Raw genomic sequence first — 18501 nt, 5'->3', positions numbered from 1 at the left:
GCCGGGCAGGATGGGAGCCGTGCTCACCGTCCTGTTCGGCCTGTCCGGCGCGATCGTCTACGGGTTCGCCGACTTCCTGGGCGGACTTGCCTCGCGCCGGGTCCGCCCGATCGTCGTCACGGCGGTGGCCGCCGCGATCGGGATCGTGCCGCTGCTCGTCGGACTGGTGGTCCTGGGTGGCGTGTTCTCGTGGCCGGCTGCGGTCTGGGGTGCGGTCGCCGGCCTCTCCGGCGGTGTCGGGGTCCTGCTGCTCTACGCGGCACTCGCGATCGGGCCCATGAGCGTGCTCTCCCCGGTCACAGCCGTCTTCGCGGCCCTCGTGCCGGTGCTCGTCGCGGTGTTCCGCGGCACCGTGCTGTCACCCGTGGCGACCGGCGCGCTCGTGGTCGCGGTCGTCGCGGTGGTCCTGGTCGCGGTGGTCCGGGACGCCTCGGGTGCGCGGCTCACCGCCCGGGGCGTGGTCGCCGCCGCCGTCGCCGGGTGCGGCTTCGGCGGGATCGTGCTGGCCTACGACATGACGCCGTCCGACTCGGGCATCGCGCCCCTCGTGGTCGCGCGGGTGCTGCAGGCGGTGCTGCTGGGTGCGGCGGCGATCGTCGTCGTGCTCCGGACGGGAGGCCCGGTGTCCGCCCCGACGTCGGCCCGCCCCGACGGGGCTGCCGCCGTCCGCGAGCCTCGGTCGGGTCGCGCATGGGGTCCGCGGCTGCTGGTCATCGTCGCCGTGTGCGGCGTCTTCGACGCGATGGCGAACGTGTTCATCCAGGCGGGGCTGCACAGCAGCGACGACCCGGCGACCCTGCCCGTCGTGAGCGTGCTCAACGCGCTCTACCCGATCGGCACGGTGGTGCTGGCCGGGGTCGTGCTGCGGGAACGCTTGACCGCGCAGCAGTGGATCGGCATCGTGCTGGCGTTCGTCGCGTCGGTGGCGCTGGCGTTGGCGTAGCGCGCGGGTCGCGGCGGGCCGGGCACGGTGCCGAGTCGTTCGAACCGTGCGAGGTTGACGGCCCGGTGCGGACTTGCAGCACCGCACCGAGCCGCCAACGCCGCACCGGATGAGCGAACCCGCACGGTGCGACGGGCGGGCGCGGTCAGGCGTCGGGGATGAGGCGCTTGCCGAGCGAGACCGTGCGGTCGTCGGTGTAGCCGAGGGACGCGTAGAACCCGAGCACCTGCTCGTTGCCGGCACGCACCTGCAGGTTGAGCTTCGGGCAGCCGAGGTCGGTCAGGAGCCGCTCGAACTCGGCCATCAGGGTGCGACCGAGGCCGGAGCCCTGCAGGTCGGGGCGCACGGCGAGGTAGTTCACCCAGCCGCGGTGCCCGTCGAAGCCGGCCATGCCCGCGGCGACGACGTCGGTGTCGGTGCCGGGCTCGGGCTCGGGCTCGGGCTCGGCGACCAGGAAGAGCTCGGGCTGGACCGTCAGCTTGCGGGCGATGTCACGTCGGGGGTCGTTCCAGGGTCGGACGAGGCCGCACGATTCCCACAGGGCGACGACCGCGTCGGTGTCCTCGGTGCGGAAGGGGCGGATCCGGTACTCCATGCCCCCACGTTAACGGGGGTGGGGAGAACGTCGTCACCGGCCTGTCGCCGTGATCTGATAGACCTGTCCGACCACCCAGCCGATCAGGAGCCCCGTGACCGCACACGACACCCTCCCGTCGCGCCGCAGCGCACGGGACGACGAAGCCGGTTCGCGGTCCCGGCGTTCCCCGCGCAGACGGCAGACGGTCGGCGGTGCGATCGTGTCGCTCGTCGCCGAGTTGCTCATCATCGCGGGCGCCGGCACCGGCCTGTACGTCGTGTGGACGGCGTGGTGGACCGACGTGGTCGCCGTGAACGAGCAGACGAAGCTCGTGCAGGGCCTCGACCAGGTCAAGACCCCGAAGGTCGAGGGCACCGAGCACCGCGGCACCGCACCCGTGCTGGACGAACCGCCGGGGTTGTCGGACGTGTTCGGCACGATGCAGATCCCCCGGTTCGGCAAGGACTACAACCGGCCGATCGGCGAGGGCACGGATCGTGAGAAGGTCCTCAACACCATCGGGCTCGGCCACTACCAGGACACCGCGATGCCCGGCGCACCCGGCAACTTCGCCGTCGCCGGACACCGGGTCACCTACGGCAAGCCCCTCAACCAGATCGCGGAGCTCAAGAAGGGCGACTCGGTCGTGGTCCGGGTCACCGACGCGAAGACGAAGTTCGACGTCTGGTACGTCTACAAGGTCACCGACAGCCAGATCGTCACGCCCGACAAGATCGAGACGATCGCGCCGGTGCCGAACAAGCCGGGTGTGGAACCGACCCCCCAGGACCGCTGGCTCACGCTGACCGCCTGCCACCCGATGTGGTCCGCGGCGGAGCGGTTCGTGACGCACGCGAAGCTCGACTACTGGATGCCCGCGTCCGAGGGCACCCCGAAGGAACTCTCGGAGACCGCCAAGTGATCTTCCCCCTGGTCTGGCGGCTGCTGCCCGGCCCCACCGCCCTGAAGGTGCTCGAGCTGCTCGTGCTCCTCGTCGCCATCGTGTTCGTGCTGTTCCAGTGGGTGTTCCCGTGGATCGCGGCGGACATCCTGCCCCCGCCGGACGGCACGGTGGAGTCGACGCCGACCCCGTAGCGTCAGGTCGGGTCGGGTCAGACCGTGGTCGTCACCTGCGACCCGCCGGCCGGGGTGCGTCGCACCGCGATCCGCTCCGGGATCCGCTGCTTGAGTTCCTCGACGTGGCTGACGATCCCGACCTGTCGCCCGCCCGCGGTCAGTCGCGACAACTGCCCGATGACGTCGTCGAGGGTCTCTGGGTCGAGCGTGCCGAACCCCTCGTCGACGAACAGGGTGCCGAGCGAGACCCCGCCGGCCTCGGCCTGCACGACGTCGGCCAGGCCGAGCGCCAGGCACAGCGACACGGTGAACGTCTCGCCGCCGGACAGGCTGCGGGGATCGCGGACGGTGTCGGTCGTGTGGTCGTGCACGGCGAGGGCGAGCCCCGTCCGTCGCGCCCGTGACCCGGATTCCCGTTCGTCGGAGGTCTCGAGGGTGAACCGCCCGGCGAGCATGCCGCGCAACCGGTCGTTCGCCGCCGCCACGACGTCCTCGAAGCGCCGCATGAGCACGTAGGTGCCGAGCGTGATGCCGGTCGGGTTGACCGATGCCACCCCGTTCGCGACGTCGGCGAGCCGGACGACCGCACGGCTGCGGGCCGAGGTCTCCTGTCGCGCACGGACGGTGCGGTCGACCTCGGTCGCACACTGCTCGACGGCCTCGGCACGGTGGGCAGCGGTCACCGCGAGCCGGGTGGCCTCGTCGAGCTCGGCAGTCGCGCGGACCCGTTCGGCCTGGGCCGCCGGCACGTCGAGCTGCTCCGGATCGTCGTCGGCCGCCTGCACCACCGCGGGGTCGTCGAGCCCTGCCCGCACGACGGCGCGTTCGGCCTCGGCTCCGCTGATGCTGCTGCGGAACCGTGCGACGGTGTCGGGGTCGAGCAGGCCGGCTCGTGCGGCGTCGACGTCGGGGAACCCCTGCTCGTCGAGGACCCGGGCGACCTCGACGCTGCGCTCGTCGCGGGCGCGGGCTGCGGCAGCCGCGCGGTCGTCGGCCTCGGCGACGGCGCGGAGCACCGTCAGCCGTCCGTCGAGCCCGTCGACCACGGCGTGGAGCGTCACCGGCGAGCTGTCGCTGTCGCTGTCGAGCAGTGCTGCGAGCCGGTCGATCGCCTCGTGCACGGATCGCAGGTCGGCCTCGAGCCGCTCGGCGTCGGAGGCCGCCGTCGACGCAAGCACCGTGCGCCGGGCGTCGAGGTCGTTCCGCTCACGCTCGAGCGCCCGCGTCGCGGTGTCGTGCGCCGTCCGCTCGCGCTCGTGCTCCAGCACCAGCGCCGCGGCGTCGTGCGCCGCTCGGACCCGCTCGTCGGCGGCCACCGCCATGGTGTCGAGGGCGACCGTGTCGACGGCGCCGACGACGTCGGTCAGCCGGAGGTGCTCGGCGCGCTCGACGGCCAGGTCGGCCGCGGCGTCGGCGAGCTGCTGATCGGCCGTACGCGTGGCGTCGCCCGCGGACTCCACCGCCTGGATCGTCGGGTGGTCGTCCTGCGGCGCGGCCACCGACGGGTGCGCCGTCGATCCGCAGACCGGGCAGGGGTCGCCGGGGGTCAGCGCGGCACCGAGCTCTCCGGCGAGCCCGGCGATACGGCGCTCGCGCAGGGAGCGTTCGGCATCGAGCGCCTCGGTGGCCCGACGGCGGGCATCGGCCACGATGCGTTCGGCACCGGCGACGCGCTGCTCGGCGCGGTCGCGGGCGGCCAGGTCGGCGCGGAGCGACTGCACCCGGGCGACCTCGTGCGCGGCGGCGTCGGCGTCGGCAGCGGTCGTCGAGGCGGTGCGGGCGGCCTCGACGATCCGGGCTCGTTCCGTCGGCCGGGCCTCGAGCGCGGTGTCGAGGGCGGCGAGGTCGTCGGTGAGGCGCGATGCGGTCGCAGTGGCCTCGGCGATGGCGGTGCGCCTGGCGTCTGCGTCGGCCTCGACCGCGACGAGGTGCCGGACGTCGGACAGGGCGTCGGTCAGCGAGTCGCGGCGCCGGGCGACCTGCTGTGCGTCGACGGCGCCGAGTGCGTGCTGCTCGCGCAACCGGGCGGCTGCCGCGGCGGTGTCGTCCGCCCGGCCGGTTGCGGCGTCGAGGCCGTCGGCCACCGCGGCGACCCGGGCGGCGCGCTCGGCCGTCGCGACCGCGGCCCGTGCCTGCTCGATCGCCGGGGCGTCGTCGTCGAGGAGCGCCTGGCGCCGCAGCAGCCCCGCTCGTCGCTCGAGGGCGGCCGCACGGGCCGTCACCGATCGTTCGTGTTCGGTCGCCGCCGTCGCAGCGGCAGCCGCAGCCGTCCGGGCCGCCCCGGCGGCGTCGGCCGTCGCGCGGAGGGACGCCACCGTGCCGGGGACGACGGACTCGTCGGCGTCGGCGAGGTCGGCCGCCTGCGCGAACCGGGCCAGGGCCTCGCGGACGCGGTCGTCGGCCCCCTCGACCTCGGCCTGCACGGCCCGGCGGCGAGCGGCGAGCTCGTCGGCGGTGCGGTCGTAGACCTGGGTGCCGAACAGCGACTGCAGGAGCTTCCGGCGGTCTTCCCCCGGGGAGCGGAGGAACCGTGCGAACTCGCCCTGGGGCAGCACCACGGTCTGCAGGAACTGCGCGCGGTCGAGCCCGACGATCCGGGCGATCTCGACCCCGACCTCGGGGATGCGGGACGACAGGGGTTCGCCGGCGACGTCGGTGGGCGCGGCGAGTCGGAACAGCTGCACGGACGCCTGCTGCTTCACGGTGCCGGTCCCCCGCTGCTTCGGGCGGTCGTACTGCGGGGTGCGCCGGACCCGGTACGTACCCGCACCGGTCTCGAACACGAGCTCGACGAACGGTTCGACCGCGGGGTCGGCGTGCTGGCTGTGCAGCCGGTCGGAGCTGGCGTCGGATCCGGCGAGTCCGCCGTACAGGGCGAACACGACGGCGTCGATGATCGTCGACTTGCCGGAACCGGTCGGCCCCTCGAGCAGGAAGACCCCGGAGGCGGCCAGCGCCGCGAAGTCGATCGTCACGAGGTCGGGGTAGGGCCCGATGGCGCGCAGTTCGAGTCGGTGCAGGTACATCAGCGGTCCCCCTCACGCTGCAGGGCGAGCACCGCGGCCTCGTACGCCTCGGTCAGCACCGCGCCTTCGTCGTCGTCGGGCAGCGCGCCGGTGGCGAAGGCCACGAAGTCGCCGGCGACCTCGACCGGGTCGGACGTCGCGGTGACGGCCCGCGCTGCGGTGGCGGCCGGCCGGTCCGCCGGTTCGTGCGTGATCGCCAGGGCGTGCGGGAAGTGGTCCTTCACGCGGGCGTACATGCGTTCCGGGTGCACGGTGTCGGTCACCGCGACGCGGACCCAGGCGTCGGCATCGGCCCGGAACTCCCCGGACTCGATGGCGTCGATGCTGCCCCGCACGTCGACGAGCCGCCGCGGCACCGGGGTCGGTACGAGCTCGACGGTGACGGCACCCGCCGCGTCGAGGTCGGCGATCGTCACGGACTTCCGCTGGTGCCGCTCGCCGAACGAGAACGCCAGCGGCGACCCGGCGTACCGGATCCGGCCGTCGTCGCCGACGCGCTGCGGGCCGTGCAGGTGCCCGAGGGCGACGTAGTCGAACCCGTCGAACACCGACTCGGCCACGCGGTCGACCCCGCCGACGCGGATGTCCTGCTCGCTGTCGCTCGGGTCGGCGCCCCCGACGAAGGCGTGCGCGACGACGACGCTCCGGGTGTCGGCCCGCGTCGCCAGGTCGGCGCGGATCCGTTCGGTGGCAGCGTGCACGACGGCGTGGTGCGAGCGGGCGAGGGGTTCGTCGGGGACCGCCGCCAGGGCGTACCGCGTGAGGTCGGGGTGCAGGTACGGGATGCCGTACACGGCCACCGGGCCGTCGTCGTCGGGCACGAGCACCGGATCGGCCACGTGGGCGGGCTCGGCGAGGATGCGCACGCGCTGCCCCATCACGCCGGCACCGAAGCCGAGCCGCGCGGCGGAGTCGTGGTTGCCCGGCGTGAGGACCACCGTCGTGGTCTCGGCGAGGCGCTCCAGCACGCGGGAGAGCATGCGGACGGCGTCCACCGGCGGGATCGCACGGTCGTAGACGTCGCCGGCGATGACGACGAGGTCGACCGCGCGCTCGCGGGCGAGGTCGACGAGCCAGTCGGTGAACGCGGCCTGGTGCTCGAGCAGGTCGGCACCCAGCAGTGTGCGGCCGAGGTGCCAGTCGCCGGTGTGCAGGATGCGCATGCCGCCACGGTAACGCCGGCCGGGGACATCTCCGGACACCTCGCGGTGCCCTGTGGAGGACTCAGGCGGTCACGCAGCTCGCGGACGCCAGGCCCAGCACCGAGACGACCCGGACCTTGACCGTCGGGGTGCTCGTCGCGGTCCAGTTGTTGCCGAGGTTCGTGCGGAGGTGCAGCGTGTAGGTGGTGCCGAGGTTCAGGAGTCCGGCGCCCCCGTACGTCATCGAACGGGCCCCGACGGTCGTCGTGCTGGCCACCTGCGTCGTCCCGTTCATCAGGTCGAACGACACCGGCACGGTCGCGCCGTTGTCGTAGGTCCAGGCGATCGTCACCGTGTTCGACCCGGCCGGCACACAGGTCAGGGTGGGGACACCGGTCGCCGTGCCCGCTGTGAAGGCCGCGGTCGGTGCGACGGTGGTCCGCGACCACGGGGCCGCGTCCGCCGCTCCGGGCAGCAGGACGCCGGCGGCCGCCGCGAGCACGAGCACCGCTGCGCCCCCGCCGAGGCGGCGCAGCCGCCGCCTGCGACGGATTCGTCGACGCAGGGCGCGACGGGTGAGGACGGTGGAGGCGGCGGACGGGAGGCCCGTGGCGGCGCCGTCTCGCGCCTCCCGGCCGTCGTCCGTACCGTCCACCGGACCGGCTGCGTCGTCCGGGCCGGCCGCGTCGTCCGGACCACCGGCGGCGGCGTCGGTGTCGTCGTCGGCCTCGACGAGTCGCCGGAGCGACCCGTCGATCGTGCAGAGCGCGAGCACCGCGGTCAGACCGAGCGCGAGCATCGCGACCAGACCCCACTCCCCCGCGCTGATCCAGCGGATCGGTGTCCCGATGAAGGGGATGCGCAGGAAGGCGATGCCGTGCACGGCGGAGCGCTCGATCGGCGTGGAGTCCTGCTGGGGGTTGGCGTCGCCCTTCGTGACCATGGTGCCGCCGGGGCCGTCCTCGACGTACCGGTGCATGCGCAGGTGGTCCGCCTGGTCCGGGTCGTCGGCGAGCAGGACCTTGCCCGTGGCGATCTCGCCCGAGCCGACCGGACGCGAGACGACCACGTCGCCGGGGACGATCCGCGGCTCCATCGAACCGGTCATCACGGTGGTCGGCTGCCAGCCGATGAGCGCCGGCGCGGCCGCCCAGAGCGCGAGGCCGAGCAGCGTCGCGACCACGCCCCGGGCGAGGGTGGCGACGACGACGCGCCCCCAGTCGACGGCGTCACGGACCGCTGCGTGCGGTGCGGGACCACCGTGCACTGCGATGCTGCTCATGACTGCCTTCGACCGGGGGCGCGTTGCGGGGAGGGAACGGACGGGGCTGGTTCGGCCCCGGTCCCGGCTCAGCTGTTCTGGGCCTCCCAGGTGAAGCCGAGGGCTGCGGTGCCGCCCTGCACGGTGTTCGGGGCGGTGCTCGAGACCGTGTAGGTGACGCGGTAGACGCGCGTCTCGGACGCGGTGCCGGTCGGGGCCCAGGTGCCGACGCCGGTCGCGTAGTTGGTCGAGGCGGCCCCGAAGCCCGCGACGGTGCCGCTGTAGAGCGAGCCGCCGGTGGCGGCCGGGGTGAAGCCGGAGCAGGAGCCGAAGCCGCCGCCGGTGCCCTGCTCGACGGTCAGGTTGACGTTCGCCGCCAGGTCCTTCGTGGTCGAGACGTTCGTGCCGTAGAGCTTCACGGCCGAGGGCAGCGAACCGGTCGAGGTCACCGCGATGCAGTTCGCACCGGTCGAGCCGGGCTTCAGGTTGTTCGCCGTGAACAGCGCGGTGTTGTTGTCGTCGTCGGACAGGGCGACACTGCCGGCCGTCCAGTTGTTCGTCGGGTTGACGGTGGTCGAGGAGAAGGCCGCGTACGAGGCCGTCGAGACGACGACCCCCGAGGCGACGAGGGCGGCGGGGATGGCGATCCAGGCGGCGAGGCGGGCAGCACGAGGCGTGACACGAGACATGGTTGGACTCCGTGAGGAAGAGGTCTGATCGGTGGTTCGGACGGGCCCGCGGTGGTTGGTCGCGCTACGTGCCGAGGTGGTACGACGATCAAGCTACTTGGCCCTCGAGCAGCTCACAAGACCTGAGATGTCCCCACTGATGGGGGTGTCTTGACGAGTGAGTTACTTGTTGACTGAAGTTCCCACCCTGTACCCGAGAAGAGCTCCCATGACGGACACCGACCCGGTCGTCCTCCCCCCGCACGCACCCGCCGTCCCCGCGGCACGCGTCGCCCCCACCACGCCGCCGGCACCGATGTCGCCCGACGTCACTGCGCTCGACCCCGTCACCGCCGACACGGACCCCGACGCCGACCTGCCGCGACTGCTCACCGCCTTCCGCGTGCTCCAGATGCAGCACGCGCGCGTCCTGCACCACGAGAGCACGGCCCGCGCACTGAACGCCACGGACACCCGGTTCGTGTTCTTCCTCAGCGCCGCCGGCGGCCACGGCGTCACCCCGAAGCAGGCCGGCGAGTACCTCGAACTCACGACCGGCGCGATGACGTCGCTGATCGACCGGCTCGAGAAGCACGGACACCTGGAGCGTCGCCCGAACCCCGAGGACCGCCGGAGCGTGCTCCTGCACCTCACGCCGTCGGGGACCGCGGTCGCCCGCGAGGTCGGTGCCGTCTACTCCGACGCGTTCCGGCAGGTCGTCGCACCGTCCGACCGCGCCGTGGTCGCCGCCGCGTTCGAGGGGCTGGGTGCCGCCCTGGAGCGCCACCACCGCAGCGCCGCCGGGTGACAGCGGGTGTCACGGCCCGCGCGTAGCGTGAGCGCCATGACCCCCTCCGAACTCCTCACCGAAGCGTTCTCCCGCGTCCCCGAGACGGTCGAGCGGGCCGTCGACGGGCTCTCCGAAGACCAGCTCGCGGCACGACCGGCCGCCGGGGCGAACACGCTGGCGTGGCTCGCGTGGCACATCGCCCGCGGCCAGGACGTGCAGATCGCCGACCTCGCCGGCTCCGAGCAGGTCTGGACGGCGGACGGCTGGTACGACCGGTTCGGGCTGCCGTTCCCGGCCGAGGCGCTCGGCTACGGCATGTCCCGCGACGACGTCGGGCGGGTGCGGGCATCTGCCGAGCTGCTCACCGGGTACCTGCGTGCGGTGCACGAGCGCACCGTCGCGTACCTCGGCACGCTCGGCGCGGACGACCTCGACCCCGTCGTCGACGACGCGTGGGACCCGCCCGTCACGGCCGGCGCGCGGCTCGTGAGCATCCTGGACGACTGCACGCAGCACGCCGGACAGGCCGGCTTCGTGCGCGGGCTGCTGTTCTTCAACCGCTGAGCGCGCGCGGCCGCGCGGTCGCGCGTCCGGTGAGCAGAAGACGACGAGTCTGCCGCGGCGACCCGACGTCTTCTGCTCACTCGACGACGGACGGGAGGCCCGGTACCAGCTGGTACCGGGCCTCCCGTCCGTCGTGTGGTCGCGACTAGCGCGCGGCGAGCTCCGACACGATGCCGTCACCGGGTGCGGCCTGCACCAGGTCCGCCTCGATCTCGGCGCGCTCGAGGATGCCCTCGATCTTGCGGATGCGGCCACGCGGGACGATCGTCACGACCGTGCCCTCCTTGCCGGCACGACCCGTGCGGCCGGAGCGGTGCATGTACGCCTTGTAGTCGTCCGGGGCGTCCGCCTGCACGACGAGCGAGACGTCGTCGACGTGGATACCGCGGGCGGCGACGTCGGTGGCGACGAGCACGTTCACCCGGCCGCTCGTGAGCAGCTGCAGGTTGCGCGTGCGGCGCGACTGGTTCAGGTCACCGTGGAGCGAGGTCGCGCGGATGCCGGCGTCCTCGAACTGGTCGGCCAGACGCTCGGCGTAGGCGCGGGTCCGGGCGAAGACGATCGTCTTGCCGTCGCCGGCGACCAGCTCCTCGAGGAGACGGTCCTTCTCGCGCTGCTCGACCACGAGGACACGGTGGTCGATGGTCGAGGACGCCTGGTCCTCACCCGCGACCTCGTGCACGCTCGGCTCGTGCAGGAACTGCTCGACGAGCGCCGCGACCTGGGTGTCGAGCGTCGCACTGAACAGCAGCTTCTGTGCGCGGTTGCCCTGCGGGGTGACCTCGGCCGTGGCGGAGAGGATCTCCTGCACCGGCTCGAGGAACCCGAGGTCGCACATGTGGTCGGCCTCGTCGAGCACGGAGATGATGACCTCGCTGAGGTCGAGCTTCCCCTTGTTCATGAGGTCCTGCACACGACCGGGGGTGCCGACGATGATGTCGACGCCGCGCTCGAGTGCGCCCTCCTGGCGGCCGTAGGGGACGCCGCCGTAGATCTGCGTCGTGAACAGGCCGACCGAACGGGCGATGGGCTGCACGGTACGGTCGATCTGCAGGGCGAGCTCACGGGTCGGCGCGAGGATGAGCGCACGCGGGGCGCGGCCCATCTTGCGCTTGGTGCCGCCGCCGTGCTCCATGAGCTTCTCGACCAGGGGCGCACCGAAGGCGATGGTCTTGCCGGAACCGGTGCGGCCACGGCCGAGGACGTCCTTGCCGGCGAGCACGTCGGGGATCGTCGCCGCCTGGATCGGGAACGGGCTCGAGGCGCCGAGCTCCTGCAGGGCGCGGGAGATGTTGCCGCCGATGCCCAGGTCGCCGAAGGTCACGCCCTCGACGTCGGCCGCGATGGTGGCCTCGGCCTGCAGCTTCTCGAGCTTGACGTCGTCGGCGGGCACGAACTTGCCGCGCTCGGGCTCGTCGAACGAGCGGCGCGGGGTGCGGTCGCTGCGGTCGTCGCGGTCGAACTTCCGCGGGGCGCGGTCGTCGCGGTCGAAGCTACGACGGGGACGGTCGTCGTTGTCACGACGGGGCGCACGGTCGTCACGGTTGAAGCCGCGCGGGGCACGGTCGTCGCGGTCGAACTTGCGCGGAGCGCGGTCATCACGGTCGAAGCTGCGACGGGGACGGTCGTCGTTGTCCCGACGGGGCGCGCGGTCGTCACGGTTGAAGCTGCGCGGTGCGCGGTCGTCGCGGTCGAACGAACGACGCGGACGGTCGTCGTTGTCACGACGCGGTGCACGGTCGTCGCGGTCGAACGAGCGACGGGGACGGTCGTCGTTGTCGCGACGGGGCGCACGGTCGTCACGGTTGAAGCTGCGCGGTGCACGGTCGTCGCGGTCGAAGCGACGGGGACGGTCGTCGTTGTCACGACGGGGGGCACGGTCGTCACGGTTGAAGCTGCGCGGAGCGCGGTCGTCGCGGTCGAACGAACGACGCGGACGGTCGTCATTGTCACGACGGGGCGCACGGTCGTCACGATCGAAGCGACGCGGGGCGCGGTCGTCGCGGTTGTAGCCGCGACCACGGTCGTCGCGGTCGGGGCGACGCTGGCCGCCGCCGTCGCGCGGCTCCCAGTTCGGACGGGCCGGACGCTCGCCCTGCGACGCGCGACCGCGACGCTCCTCGGCGTCCCAGCGCTGCTTCTGGCGCGGCTGCGACGAGTCGGCGGCGCGGAACCCGCGGTGCTTGCTGCTGCGGGCGGCGGGGGTGCCGTTCGGGTGGCGGACGCGGTCGGAGGCGCGGTTGTCCGCGCCGCCCTTGTTGTACGGGGCCATGGCTGCTTTCTCGGGTGCGCAACGTACCGCAGCGCCCGACAGCGACATCGGCGGGGGCTGCTTGCGGAGAGGGGGTTCATCCCGTCGCGAGTCGACGTGATTCCAGCCCTCGAGCAACACACACCCAGCAGAATTTCCGTGATCACAATGTCACGACGTCGAAGGCCGACCGAGCGAGTCTACGCGAGCCGGTGCCCTGACGCCAGCCCCACGCGGTCCGACGGCGGCGTGCCGGGCGCGGGACGGGCCTCCAGGCCGGCGGTCGTGCGCTCAGGACTCCGCGAGCCGACGACGCTGCTCGGCGACGTCGAAGTCCGCCTTCGGCCACGACAGGTGCATGTCCTCGAGCGCCCGGAGCAGGAGCTGCTGCACGGCGAGGCGGGCGTACCACTTGCGGTTCGCGGGGACGACGTACCAGGGCGCCTGTGGGGTCGACGTGCGGTCGAGGGCGATCTGGTACGCCTGCTGGTAGCGGTCCCAGAGCAGGCGGTCGTCGATGTCGCTCGGGTTGAACTTCCAGTGCTTGTCGGGGCGGTCGAGCCGGTCGCCGAGACGCTCGCGCTGCTCGTCCTTCGAGATGTGCAGCATCACCTTGACGATGGTCGTGCCGGCGGCGGCGAGGCCGTCCTCGAAGGCGGTGATCGCGCCGTACCGGCGTTCGATCTCGTCCGGTGCGGCGAGCCCGCGGACGCGCTGGGCGAGCACGTCCTCGTAGTGCGAGCGGTCGAACACGCCGAGCTGCCCGGCTGCCGGCAGCTGCTTCTCGATGCGCCAGAGGAAGTCGTGCTCGCGCTCCTCGGCCGTCGGGGCCTTGAAGCCGGCGTAGTGCACGCCGTTCGGGTCGACCGCACCGACGACGTGCGAGACGATGCCGCCCTTGCCCGCGGTGTCCATCGCCTGCAGCACGAGCAGCACCCGGCGCTCGTCACCGGCGGTCGACGCCGCGTACAGACGCTCCTGCAGGGCGGCGACACGGGAGGCGCCGGCGGCGAGGGCCTCGAGGCCGTCGATCTTTCGGCCGGGGAAGCCCGGGGTGCCGTCCGGGTCCACCTGGTCGAGGCGGAACCCGGGTTCGACGCGGAGCAGTGGTTCGGGATCGGCGTTCCAGGCCTTGCGATTGCTCACGGGTCCTCCTGCGGTGCTCCGGTCGGCGGCTGCCGTGCTCATCCTCGCACTGCCGTCCTCCGCTCGGGTGACGTGGGCGGTCGCCGGGGCGGCTAGCGTGGACGTGATGAAGTCCGGCCGCCGCTCAGTGCTCGCGCTCGTCGCCGCGGTCGTGGCGCTCGGCGCGATGGCGTCCTGCAGCACGGACCCGGTCGGCGACGAGAACGCCACCGTGACCGCGGACAGCGTCATCTACCCGCTGTCGCTGCGCTACCACGGCATCGACGTGGTGGCCGACGTGCCCTACGGCACCGACCCGCTGCAGCGCCTCGACGTGTGCCTGCCCGCCGACAGCGACCCCGCGACGACCGCGACGCCCACTGCGACGCCGTCCGCCTCGGCCACCGCCGACCCCGATGCCGAAGCGGTCGAGGCCACCACCGGACGCCCGGCGGTCCTGATGATCCACGGCGGCAGCTGGTCGCACGGCGACAAGGCGACGGCCGCGTACCGGTCCGTGTGCAAGTACCTGGCGTCCGAGGGCTTCGTGACGTTCAACGTCGACTACCGCCTGGCCCCGACGGATCCGTTCCCGGCCGGGCTCGACGACGTCCGCCGTGCGCTCGACTACGTGTTCCGTCCCGCGACGCTCGAGACCTACGACGTCGACTCCCAGCGTGTGGGCGTGTTCGGCGGGAGCGCCGGCGGCAACCTCGCCGCGATGCTCGCCGTCACCGACCACGACTCCGCCGCGTACGCCGACGGTGACCGGATCCGTGCCGTGGTGGACCTGAGCGGGCCGACGAACCTGACCACCCGGTCCACCGAGCCCGACGGGGTGTCCGCGGCCTTCCAGCGCAAGCAGCTGCTCTACCTCGGGTGCCGGTCGTACGCCAGGTGTCCGGCGGCCACGCGGGCGTCGCCCGAGTTCCACGTCACTTCGGACACCGCGCCGTTCTTCATCGGGCACTCCACCGACGAGTTCATCCCGATGTGGGAGTCGCAGGAGTTCGCCGCGACGCTCCGGTCCCACGACGTCCCGGTGACGTTCGTGGCGGTCGAGGGCACGGCGCACTCGATCGCCCAGCTCGACGAGGCGATGAGCCGCCGGGTGGTCACGTTCCTGCGGACGCAGCTGGGCTGACCGCGGGCGGCCGACCGGCGGCCGGCTGGGGCTGCCAGCTGCCGGCTGCCGGCTGCCGGCGCAGGAGACCGACCGCGTGCCCCGGGTGGGTGCCACCCGGAGTCGGGACTGCCGCTGCCGACCCCCTGGCCGCAGACTTCGGGGGTGACCGACACCTCGACCCGCCCTGCCCGCGCCGCTGCGACCCGCTGGGACCGCCCTGCGCTGCAGACGTTCGGGGAGCTGCTGCTCGGGCTGTCGTTCGTCGCCGCGGTGTCGTTCGGCGGGTACGCCTCGGTCACCGGACAGCTGGCCGTCGTGTCACAGGTCGCCGCCGTGGTGTTCCTCGTGACGCTGACCCTCGTGCTGGTGTCCTGGTTCCGGGCCGTCGAGCGCGAGGAGCGGACCGAGCGCGTCGTCGTCTCGCCCCTCGCCGCGATCGACGCCGAGTACCGCCGCTAGGCAGCGCTGCCGGAACGCGCGGCTCGTCGCCGCTGTCGTTCCTGCCGGAGTTCCACGCGTTCCTGGCGTCGCTCAGCGCGCGCCTGCTTCCGGGTCCTGCCCGCGGCGATCCGGTCGTCGTTGCGCTCGCGAGCCCGCTCGACCACGAAGTACAGCGCCGGCAGCACCACGAGCGTCAGCAGCGTCGAGGACACCAGGCCACCGATCACGACCAGCGCCAGCGGCTGCGAGATGAAGCCGGACTTGCCGGTCAGCCCGATCGCCATCGGCAGCAGCGCGAAGATGGTCGCCATCGCCGTCATCAGGATCGGACGGAGGCGTCGTGTGGCGCCCTCGATCAACGCCTCGCGCACCCGCAGCCCGCGCCGTCGGTACTGGTTGACGAGGTCGATGAGCACGATCGCGTTCGTCACGACGATGCCGACGAGCATGAGCAGACCGATCAGCGACGCGACGCCGATCGGGACGCCCGACGCGATCTGCAGCAGGATCGCGCCCGTCGCCGCGAACGGCACCGACACGAGCAGCAGCAGCGGCTGGAGCAGGCTCCGGAACGTCGCGACCATGATCACGTAGACGATCAGCACGGCGACCAGCACCGCGAGCCCGAGCTGCGAGAACGCCGACGACTGGCTGGCGGCGACGCCACCGATCGAGGCGGTCGCACCCTTCGGCAGGTCGAGCTCGTCGACGGCGGTCGTGACGGACTGCACGGCCGCACCGAGGTTCGTGGCGTCCGGCGTCACGGTGATCGTGGCGGTGCGAGCCGCGTTCGTCGTGGTGACCGTGGTGGGCCCCTCGGACTCCTCGACCGTGGCGACGTCGGACAGCGGGACCGTGCCGGTGCTCGTCGGCACGTCGAGTGCACGGAGCGCGGCGATGGTGGTCGGCGGCTCCGGGTCGGCGATGTAGACGTCGAGCGTCGCGTCGTCGATCTCGATGCTGCCGGTGTCCCGCGGCGAGACCGCGGCGGCGACGAGGCCACCCACCTGGGTCTCGGTGAGTCCGAGTGACGCTGCCTCCTGGCGGTCGACCCGGACGGCGAGGAACGGTTCTGCCGCGGACAGGTTGCTCGTGGCGCCCGTGGTGTCCGGTACCGACTGCATGGTCTGCAGCACCTGGCGCGACGCCGTCTCGAGCTGCGACTGGGTCGGCGCGGTCACGTCGACCTCGATGTCGCTGCTGCCGCCGAACCCGCCGCCGGAGGACGCGATGGTGACCTCGCCGACGTCCTTGATCGCGCCGATCGACTTCCGGGCGTCGGCCTGGATCGTGGGTTGGTCGGCCTCGGCGTCGGTCGTGACGGCGTACTGCACCGAGGCGCTGCCGCCCCCGCCGAACGCCGCCTGGATCGACTGGCCGCTCGTGCCGATGGTGGTCTGCACGGTCTCGACGCCGTCGACGTCCTGCAGTGCCCGCTCGACCTTGCGTGCGGACTCGGACTGGACGGCGAGGCTCGAACCGGCCTTCAGGTCCTGCGTGACCGTGAACGTGTTCTGCCCCGAGTCGCCGAGGTAGTTCGTGGTGACGAACGGCAGCGTGGCGACCGTTCCGCCGAGCACGATCACGGCGAGCAGGATGACGACGACCGGCTTGCGGACGACCCACCGGAGCACCGGCAGGTAGACGCGGCGCAGGCGGTCGACCCGGCCGGCGTCGTGCAGGTCCGCGGCGGAGGCGAGCGCACCCTCCGAGCGGTCGCCCTCGCGCGCGCGCTCGGCATCGATCGCCGACGGTGCCACTTCCGCGTCCGTGGGTGCTTCCGCTGCCGCTGCCGTCGCCGCGTCGCCCGGCTTCGCCTTCGGCGGGCGCAGCCACCAGTACGCCAGCACCGGCACGATCGTGAGCGAGACGAACAGCGACGCGACGAGCGCCAGGGTGACCGTCACGGCGAACGGTCGGAACAGCTCCCCCACGAGTTCTGCGACGAAGGCGACCGGCAGGAACACCGCGACGGTCGTCAGGGTCGAGGCGGTGACCGCTCCGGCGACCTCGCGAACAGCGTCCCGCACGGCCTGGCCGCGGTCGACACCGGGCAGCATGTGCCGCTTGATGTTCTCGATGACGACGATGGAGTCGTCGACCACGCGGCCGATCGCGATCGTCAGGGCCGCCAGCGTGATGATGTTGAGCGTGTAGCCGGCGGCGCGCATGCCGATCGCGGCGAGGAGCACCGACGTCGGGATCGAGATCGCGGTGACGAGCGTGGAGCGCCACGAGAGCAGGAACACCAGGATGACGAGCACCGCGAAGGCGAGCCCGAGCAGGCCTTCCTCGGCCAGGGAGTCGATGGACTGCTGGATGTAGGGCGCCTGGTCGAAGACGACGGTGAAGCGGGGGTCGCCCTCGATCTTGTCCTCGATGCCGGGCAGGGCGTCGCGGACGGTGTTCGAGACGTCGACGGTGTTGGCTTCCTGCGTCTTCGTGATCGAGATCGTCAGCGCCTGCTGCCCGTCCACGCGGCTGATGGAGGTGCGCGGCGACTCGGTGATGGCGACCTTCGCGACGTCGCCCAGGGTGGTGTCCGTCGGCGTGGCCGCGGTCGTCGACCCGCCCGTCGCGGCGTCACCCGTGGGAGCGGTGCCGGTCGCACCCGTGCCGGTCGCGCCCGTGCCGGTCCCGGTCGCACCGGTGCCGGTCGCCCCCGTGCCGGTCGCACCCGCAGCCGTGCCGTCACCGGACGAGGCCGTCCCGTCGGCGCCGGCGGCACCCGACCCGGACCCGGACCCGTCCGAACTCGACGAGCTCGTCAGCGGCAACGCGCGGATGTCCTTGAGCGAAGCGATCCGCTCGCCCGTCTGCACCGACAGGGTCGAGCCGTCCTCGGTGATGGTGCCGCCGGGGATCAGGGTGCCGTTGTCGTCGAGCGCGTCCGAGATCGCCGTCTGGCTGAGGCCGCGGGCGGCGAGCTCGTCCTGGTCCGGCGTGATGACGACGCGACGACCCGGGTTGCCGAAGACGTCCGCCTGCCGCACGCCGTCGAGCTTCTCGAGGTCGGGGATCGCCGAGGCCTGCAGCCGGTCGACGAGCTGTTCCTGGTTGCCGGACGCCGAGACGGCGACCTGCAGCACCGGCAGGTCGTCGAAGGACCCGGTGACGATCTGCGTCTGCACCGAGTCGGGCAGCGACAGCGCGTTCACCGCGGTCTGGATCTTGTCCTCGGCGCTGGCCAGGTTCGATCCGTACTGGAACGACGCCGACACCACGCTCTGCCCGGTCGACGAGGTCGCACTGGTCGACTCGAGGTCCGGGACGACCTGGATCGCCTGTTCGATCTTGGTCGAGACGTCGTTCGACACGACCTCTGGCGTGGCTCCGGGGTAGGCGCTGACGATCGCGACCTGCGGGAACTCGACGCTGGGGATCAGCTCCTGCTTGAGGCTCGAGAGCGCGATGCCGCCGAAGACCGCGACCACGATCGTGACGAGCGCGATGAGGGCCCGGTTGCGCAGGCTGAAGACCGAGAGGAGGTGCACGTCATCGATCCTCGCA

15 protein-coding genes are annotated in these 18501 nt (G+C 72.7%); 7 read left to right on the top strand and 8 right to left on the bottom strand.

Features of this window, described 5'->3' with window-relative positions; genetic code table 11:
* The first annotated feature begins 19 nt into the window (after positions 1 to 19).
* Positions 20 to 943, top strand: coding sequence for an EamA family transporter (locus DEJ04_RS07355; protein ID WP_111046690.1), 924 nt, complete (start codon positions 20 to 22; stop codon positions 941 to 943).
* A gap of 145 nt (positions 944 to 1088) precedes the next feature.
* Here DEJ04_RS07355 and DEJ04_RS07350 read toward each other — a convergent pair whose 3' ends face one another.
* Positions 1089 to 1538 (bottom strand): GNAT family acetyltransferase, encoded by a 450-nt coding sequence (locus DEJ04_RS07350; protein WP_111046689.1) that lies wholly within the window; start codon positions 1536 to 1538, stop codon positions 1089 to 1091.
* Positions 1539 to 1632: 94 nt separating this feature from the next.
* Here DEJ04_RS07350 and DEJ04_RS07345 point away from each other — a divergent pair, with 94 nt between their 5' ends.
* Together DEJ04_RS07345 and DEJ04_RS18365 are read left to right on the top strand one after the other, a co-directional pair.
* Positions 1633 to 2442, top strand: coding sequence for a class E sortase (locus DEJ04_RS07345; protein ID WP_241660484.1), 810 nt, complete (start codon positions 1633 to 1635; stop codon positions 2440 to 2442).
* Entirely contained in the window at positions 2439 to 2615 is a 177-nt protein-coding gene (locus DEJ04_RS18365) for a hypothetical protein (RefSeq protein ID WP_156463787.1), read from the top strand. Before DEJ04_RS07345 ends, DEJ04_RS18365 begins: the two co-directional genes overlap by 4 nt.
* A 17-nt stretch (positions 2616 to 2632) precedes the next feature.
* Here the strand turns inward: DEJ04_RS18365 and DEJ04_RS07340 are convergent, their stop codons facing one another.
* The 4 genes from DEJ04_RS07340 to DEJ04_RS07325 all read right to left on the bottom strand — a co-directional run bounded on the left by DEJ04_RS07340 (position 2633) and on the right by DEJ04_RS07325 (position 8715).
* Positions 2633 to 5623 carry an AAA family ATPase gene (locus DEJ04_RS07340; protein WP_111046688.1) on the bottom strand — a complete coding sequence of 997 codons (2991 nt, stop codon included), beginning with the start codon at positions 5621 to 5623 and terminating at the stop codon, positions 2633 to 2635.
* The gene (locus DEJ04_RS07335; protein WP_111046687.1) at positions 5623 to 6786 is read right to left on the bottom strand and encodes an exonuclease SbcCD subunit D; all 1164 of its coding nucleotides are present in this window, start codon (positions 6784 to 6786) and stop codon (positions 5623 to 5625) included. The genes DEJ04_RS07340 and DEJ04_RS07335 overlap by 1 nt, the downstream gene beginning before the upstream one ends.
* Positions 6787 to 6847: 61 nt before the next feature.
* The gene (locus tag DEJ04_RS07330; RefSeq protein ID WP_111046686.1) at positions 6848 to 8047 is read right to left on the bottom strand and encodes a S24/S26 family peptidase; all 1200 of its coding nucleotides are present in this window, start codon (positions 8045 to 8047) and stop codon (positions 6848 to 6850) included.
* 68 nt (positions 8048 to 8115) lie between these two features.
* Positions 8116 to 8715: a hypothetical protein gene (locus DEJ04_RS07325; protein WP_110864334.1), complete on the bottom strand. Its 600-nt coding sequence runs from the start codon at positions 8713 to 8715 to the stop codon at positions 8116 to 8118.
* Between the two features lie 208 nt (positions 8716 to 8923).
* On the opposite strand from DEJ04_RS07325, the gene DEJ04_RS07320 reads away from it, so the two are divergent.
* Together DEJ04_RS07320 and DEJ04_RS07315 are read left to right on the top strand one after the other, a co-directional pair.
* Positions 8924 to 9502, top strand: a complete 579-nt coding sequence (locus DEJ04_RS07320) for a MarR family winged helix-turn-helix transcriptional regulator (protein WP_111046685.1) — start codon at positions 8924 to 8926, stop codon at positions 9500 to 9502.
* Positions 9503 to 9538: 36 nt separating this feature from the next.
* Positions 9539 to 10048 (top strand): DUF664 domain-containing protein, encoded by a 510-nt coding sequence (locus DEJ04_RS07315; RefSeq protein WP_111046684.1) that lies wholly within the window; start codon positions 9539 to 9541, stop codon positions 10046 to 10048.
* A gap of 145 nt (positions 10049 to 10193) precedes the next feature.
* On the opposite strand, the gene DEJ04_RS07310 is transcribed toward DEJ04_RS07315, so the two are convergent.
* Together DEJ04_RS07310 and DEJ04_RS07305 are read right to left on the bottom strand one after the other, a co-directional pair.
* Complete coding sequence (locus DEJ04_RS07310) at positions 10194 to 12320, bottom strand: DEAD/DEAH box helicase (protein ID WP_111046683.1); 2127 nt, start codon at positions 12318 to 12320, stop codon at positions 10194 to 10196.
* A gap of 270 nt (positions 12321 to 12590) precedes the next feature.
* Positions 12591 to 13445, bottom strand: coding sequence for a PPK2 family polyphosphate kinase (locus tag DEJ04_RS07305; protein WP_181437760.1), 855 nt, complete (start codon positions 13443 to 13445; stop codon positions 12591 to 12593).
* Between the two features lie 106 nt (positions 13446 to 13551).
* On the opposite strand from DEJ04_RS07305, the gene DEJ04_RS07300 reads away from it, so the two are divergent.
* The gene (locus DEJ04_RS07300; RefSeq protein WP_111091869.1) at positions 13552 to 14568 is read left to right on the top strand and encodes an alpha/beta hydrolase; all 1017 of its coding nucleotides are present in this window, start codon (positions 13552 to 13554) and stop codon (positions 14566 to 14568) included.
* Positions 14569 to 14712: 144 nt separating this feature from the next.
* The gene (locus tag DEJ04_RS07295) at positions 14713 to 15009 is read left to right on the top strand and encodes a hypothetical protein (RefSeq protein WP_111024960.1); all 297 of its coding nucleotides are present in this window, start codon (positions 14713 to 14715) and stop codon (positions 15007 to 15009) included.
* Here DEJ04_RS07295 and DEJ04_RS07290 read toward each other — a convergent pair.
* Positions 15006 to 18485, bottom strand: coding sequence for an efflux RND transporter permease subunit (locus DEJ04_RS07290; protein ID WP_111046682.1), 3480 nt, complete (start codon positions 18483 to 18485; stop codon positions 15006 to 15008). The two genes, DEJ04_RS07295 and DEJ04_RS07290, sit on opposite strands and share 4 nt — an antisense overlap.
* Between the last annotated feature and the right edge of the window lie 16 nt (positions 18486 to 18501).

The organism is Curtobacterium sp. MCLR17_044 (genome assembly GCF_003234435.1).
Taxonomy (GTDB): Bacteria; Actinomycetota; Actinomycetes; order Actinomycetales; family Microbacteriaceae; genus Curtobacterium; species Curtobacterium flaccumfaciens.
The sequence above is the reverse complement of the archived record's forward strand: the minus strand, read 5'-3'. Positions and strand labels throughout refer to the sequence as shown.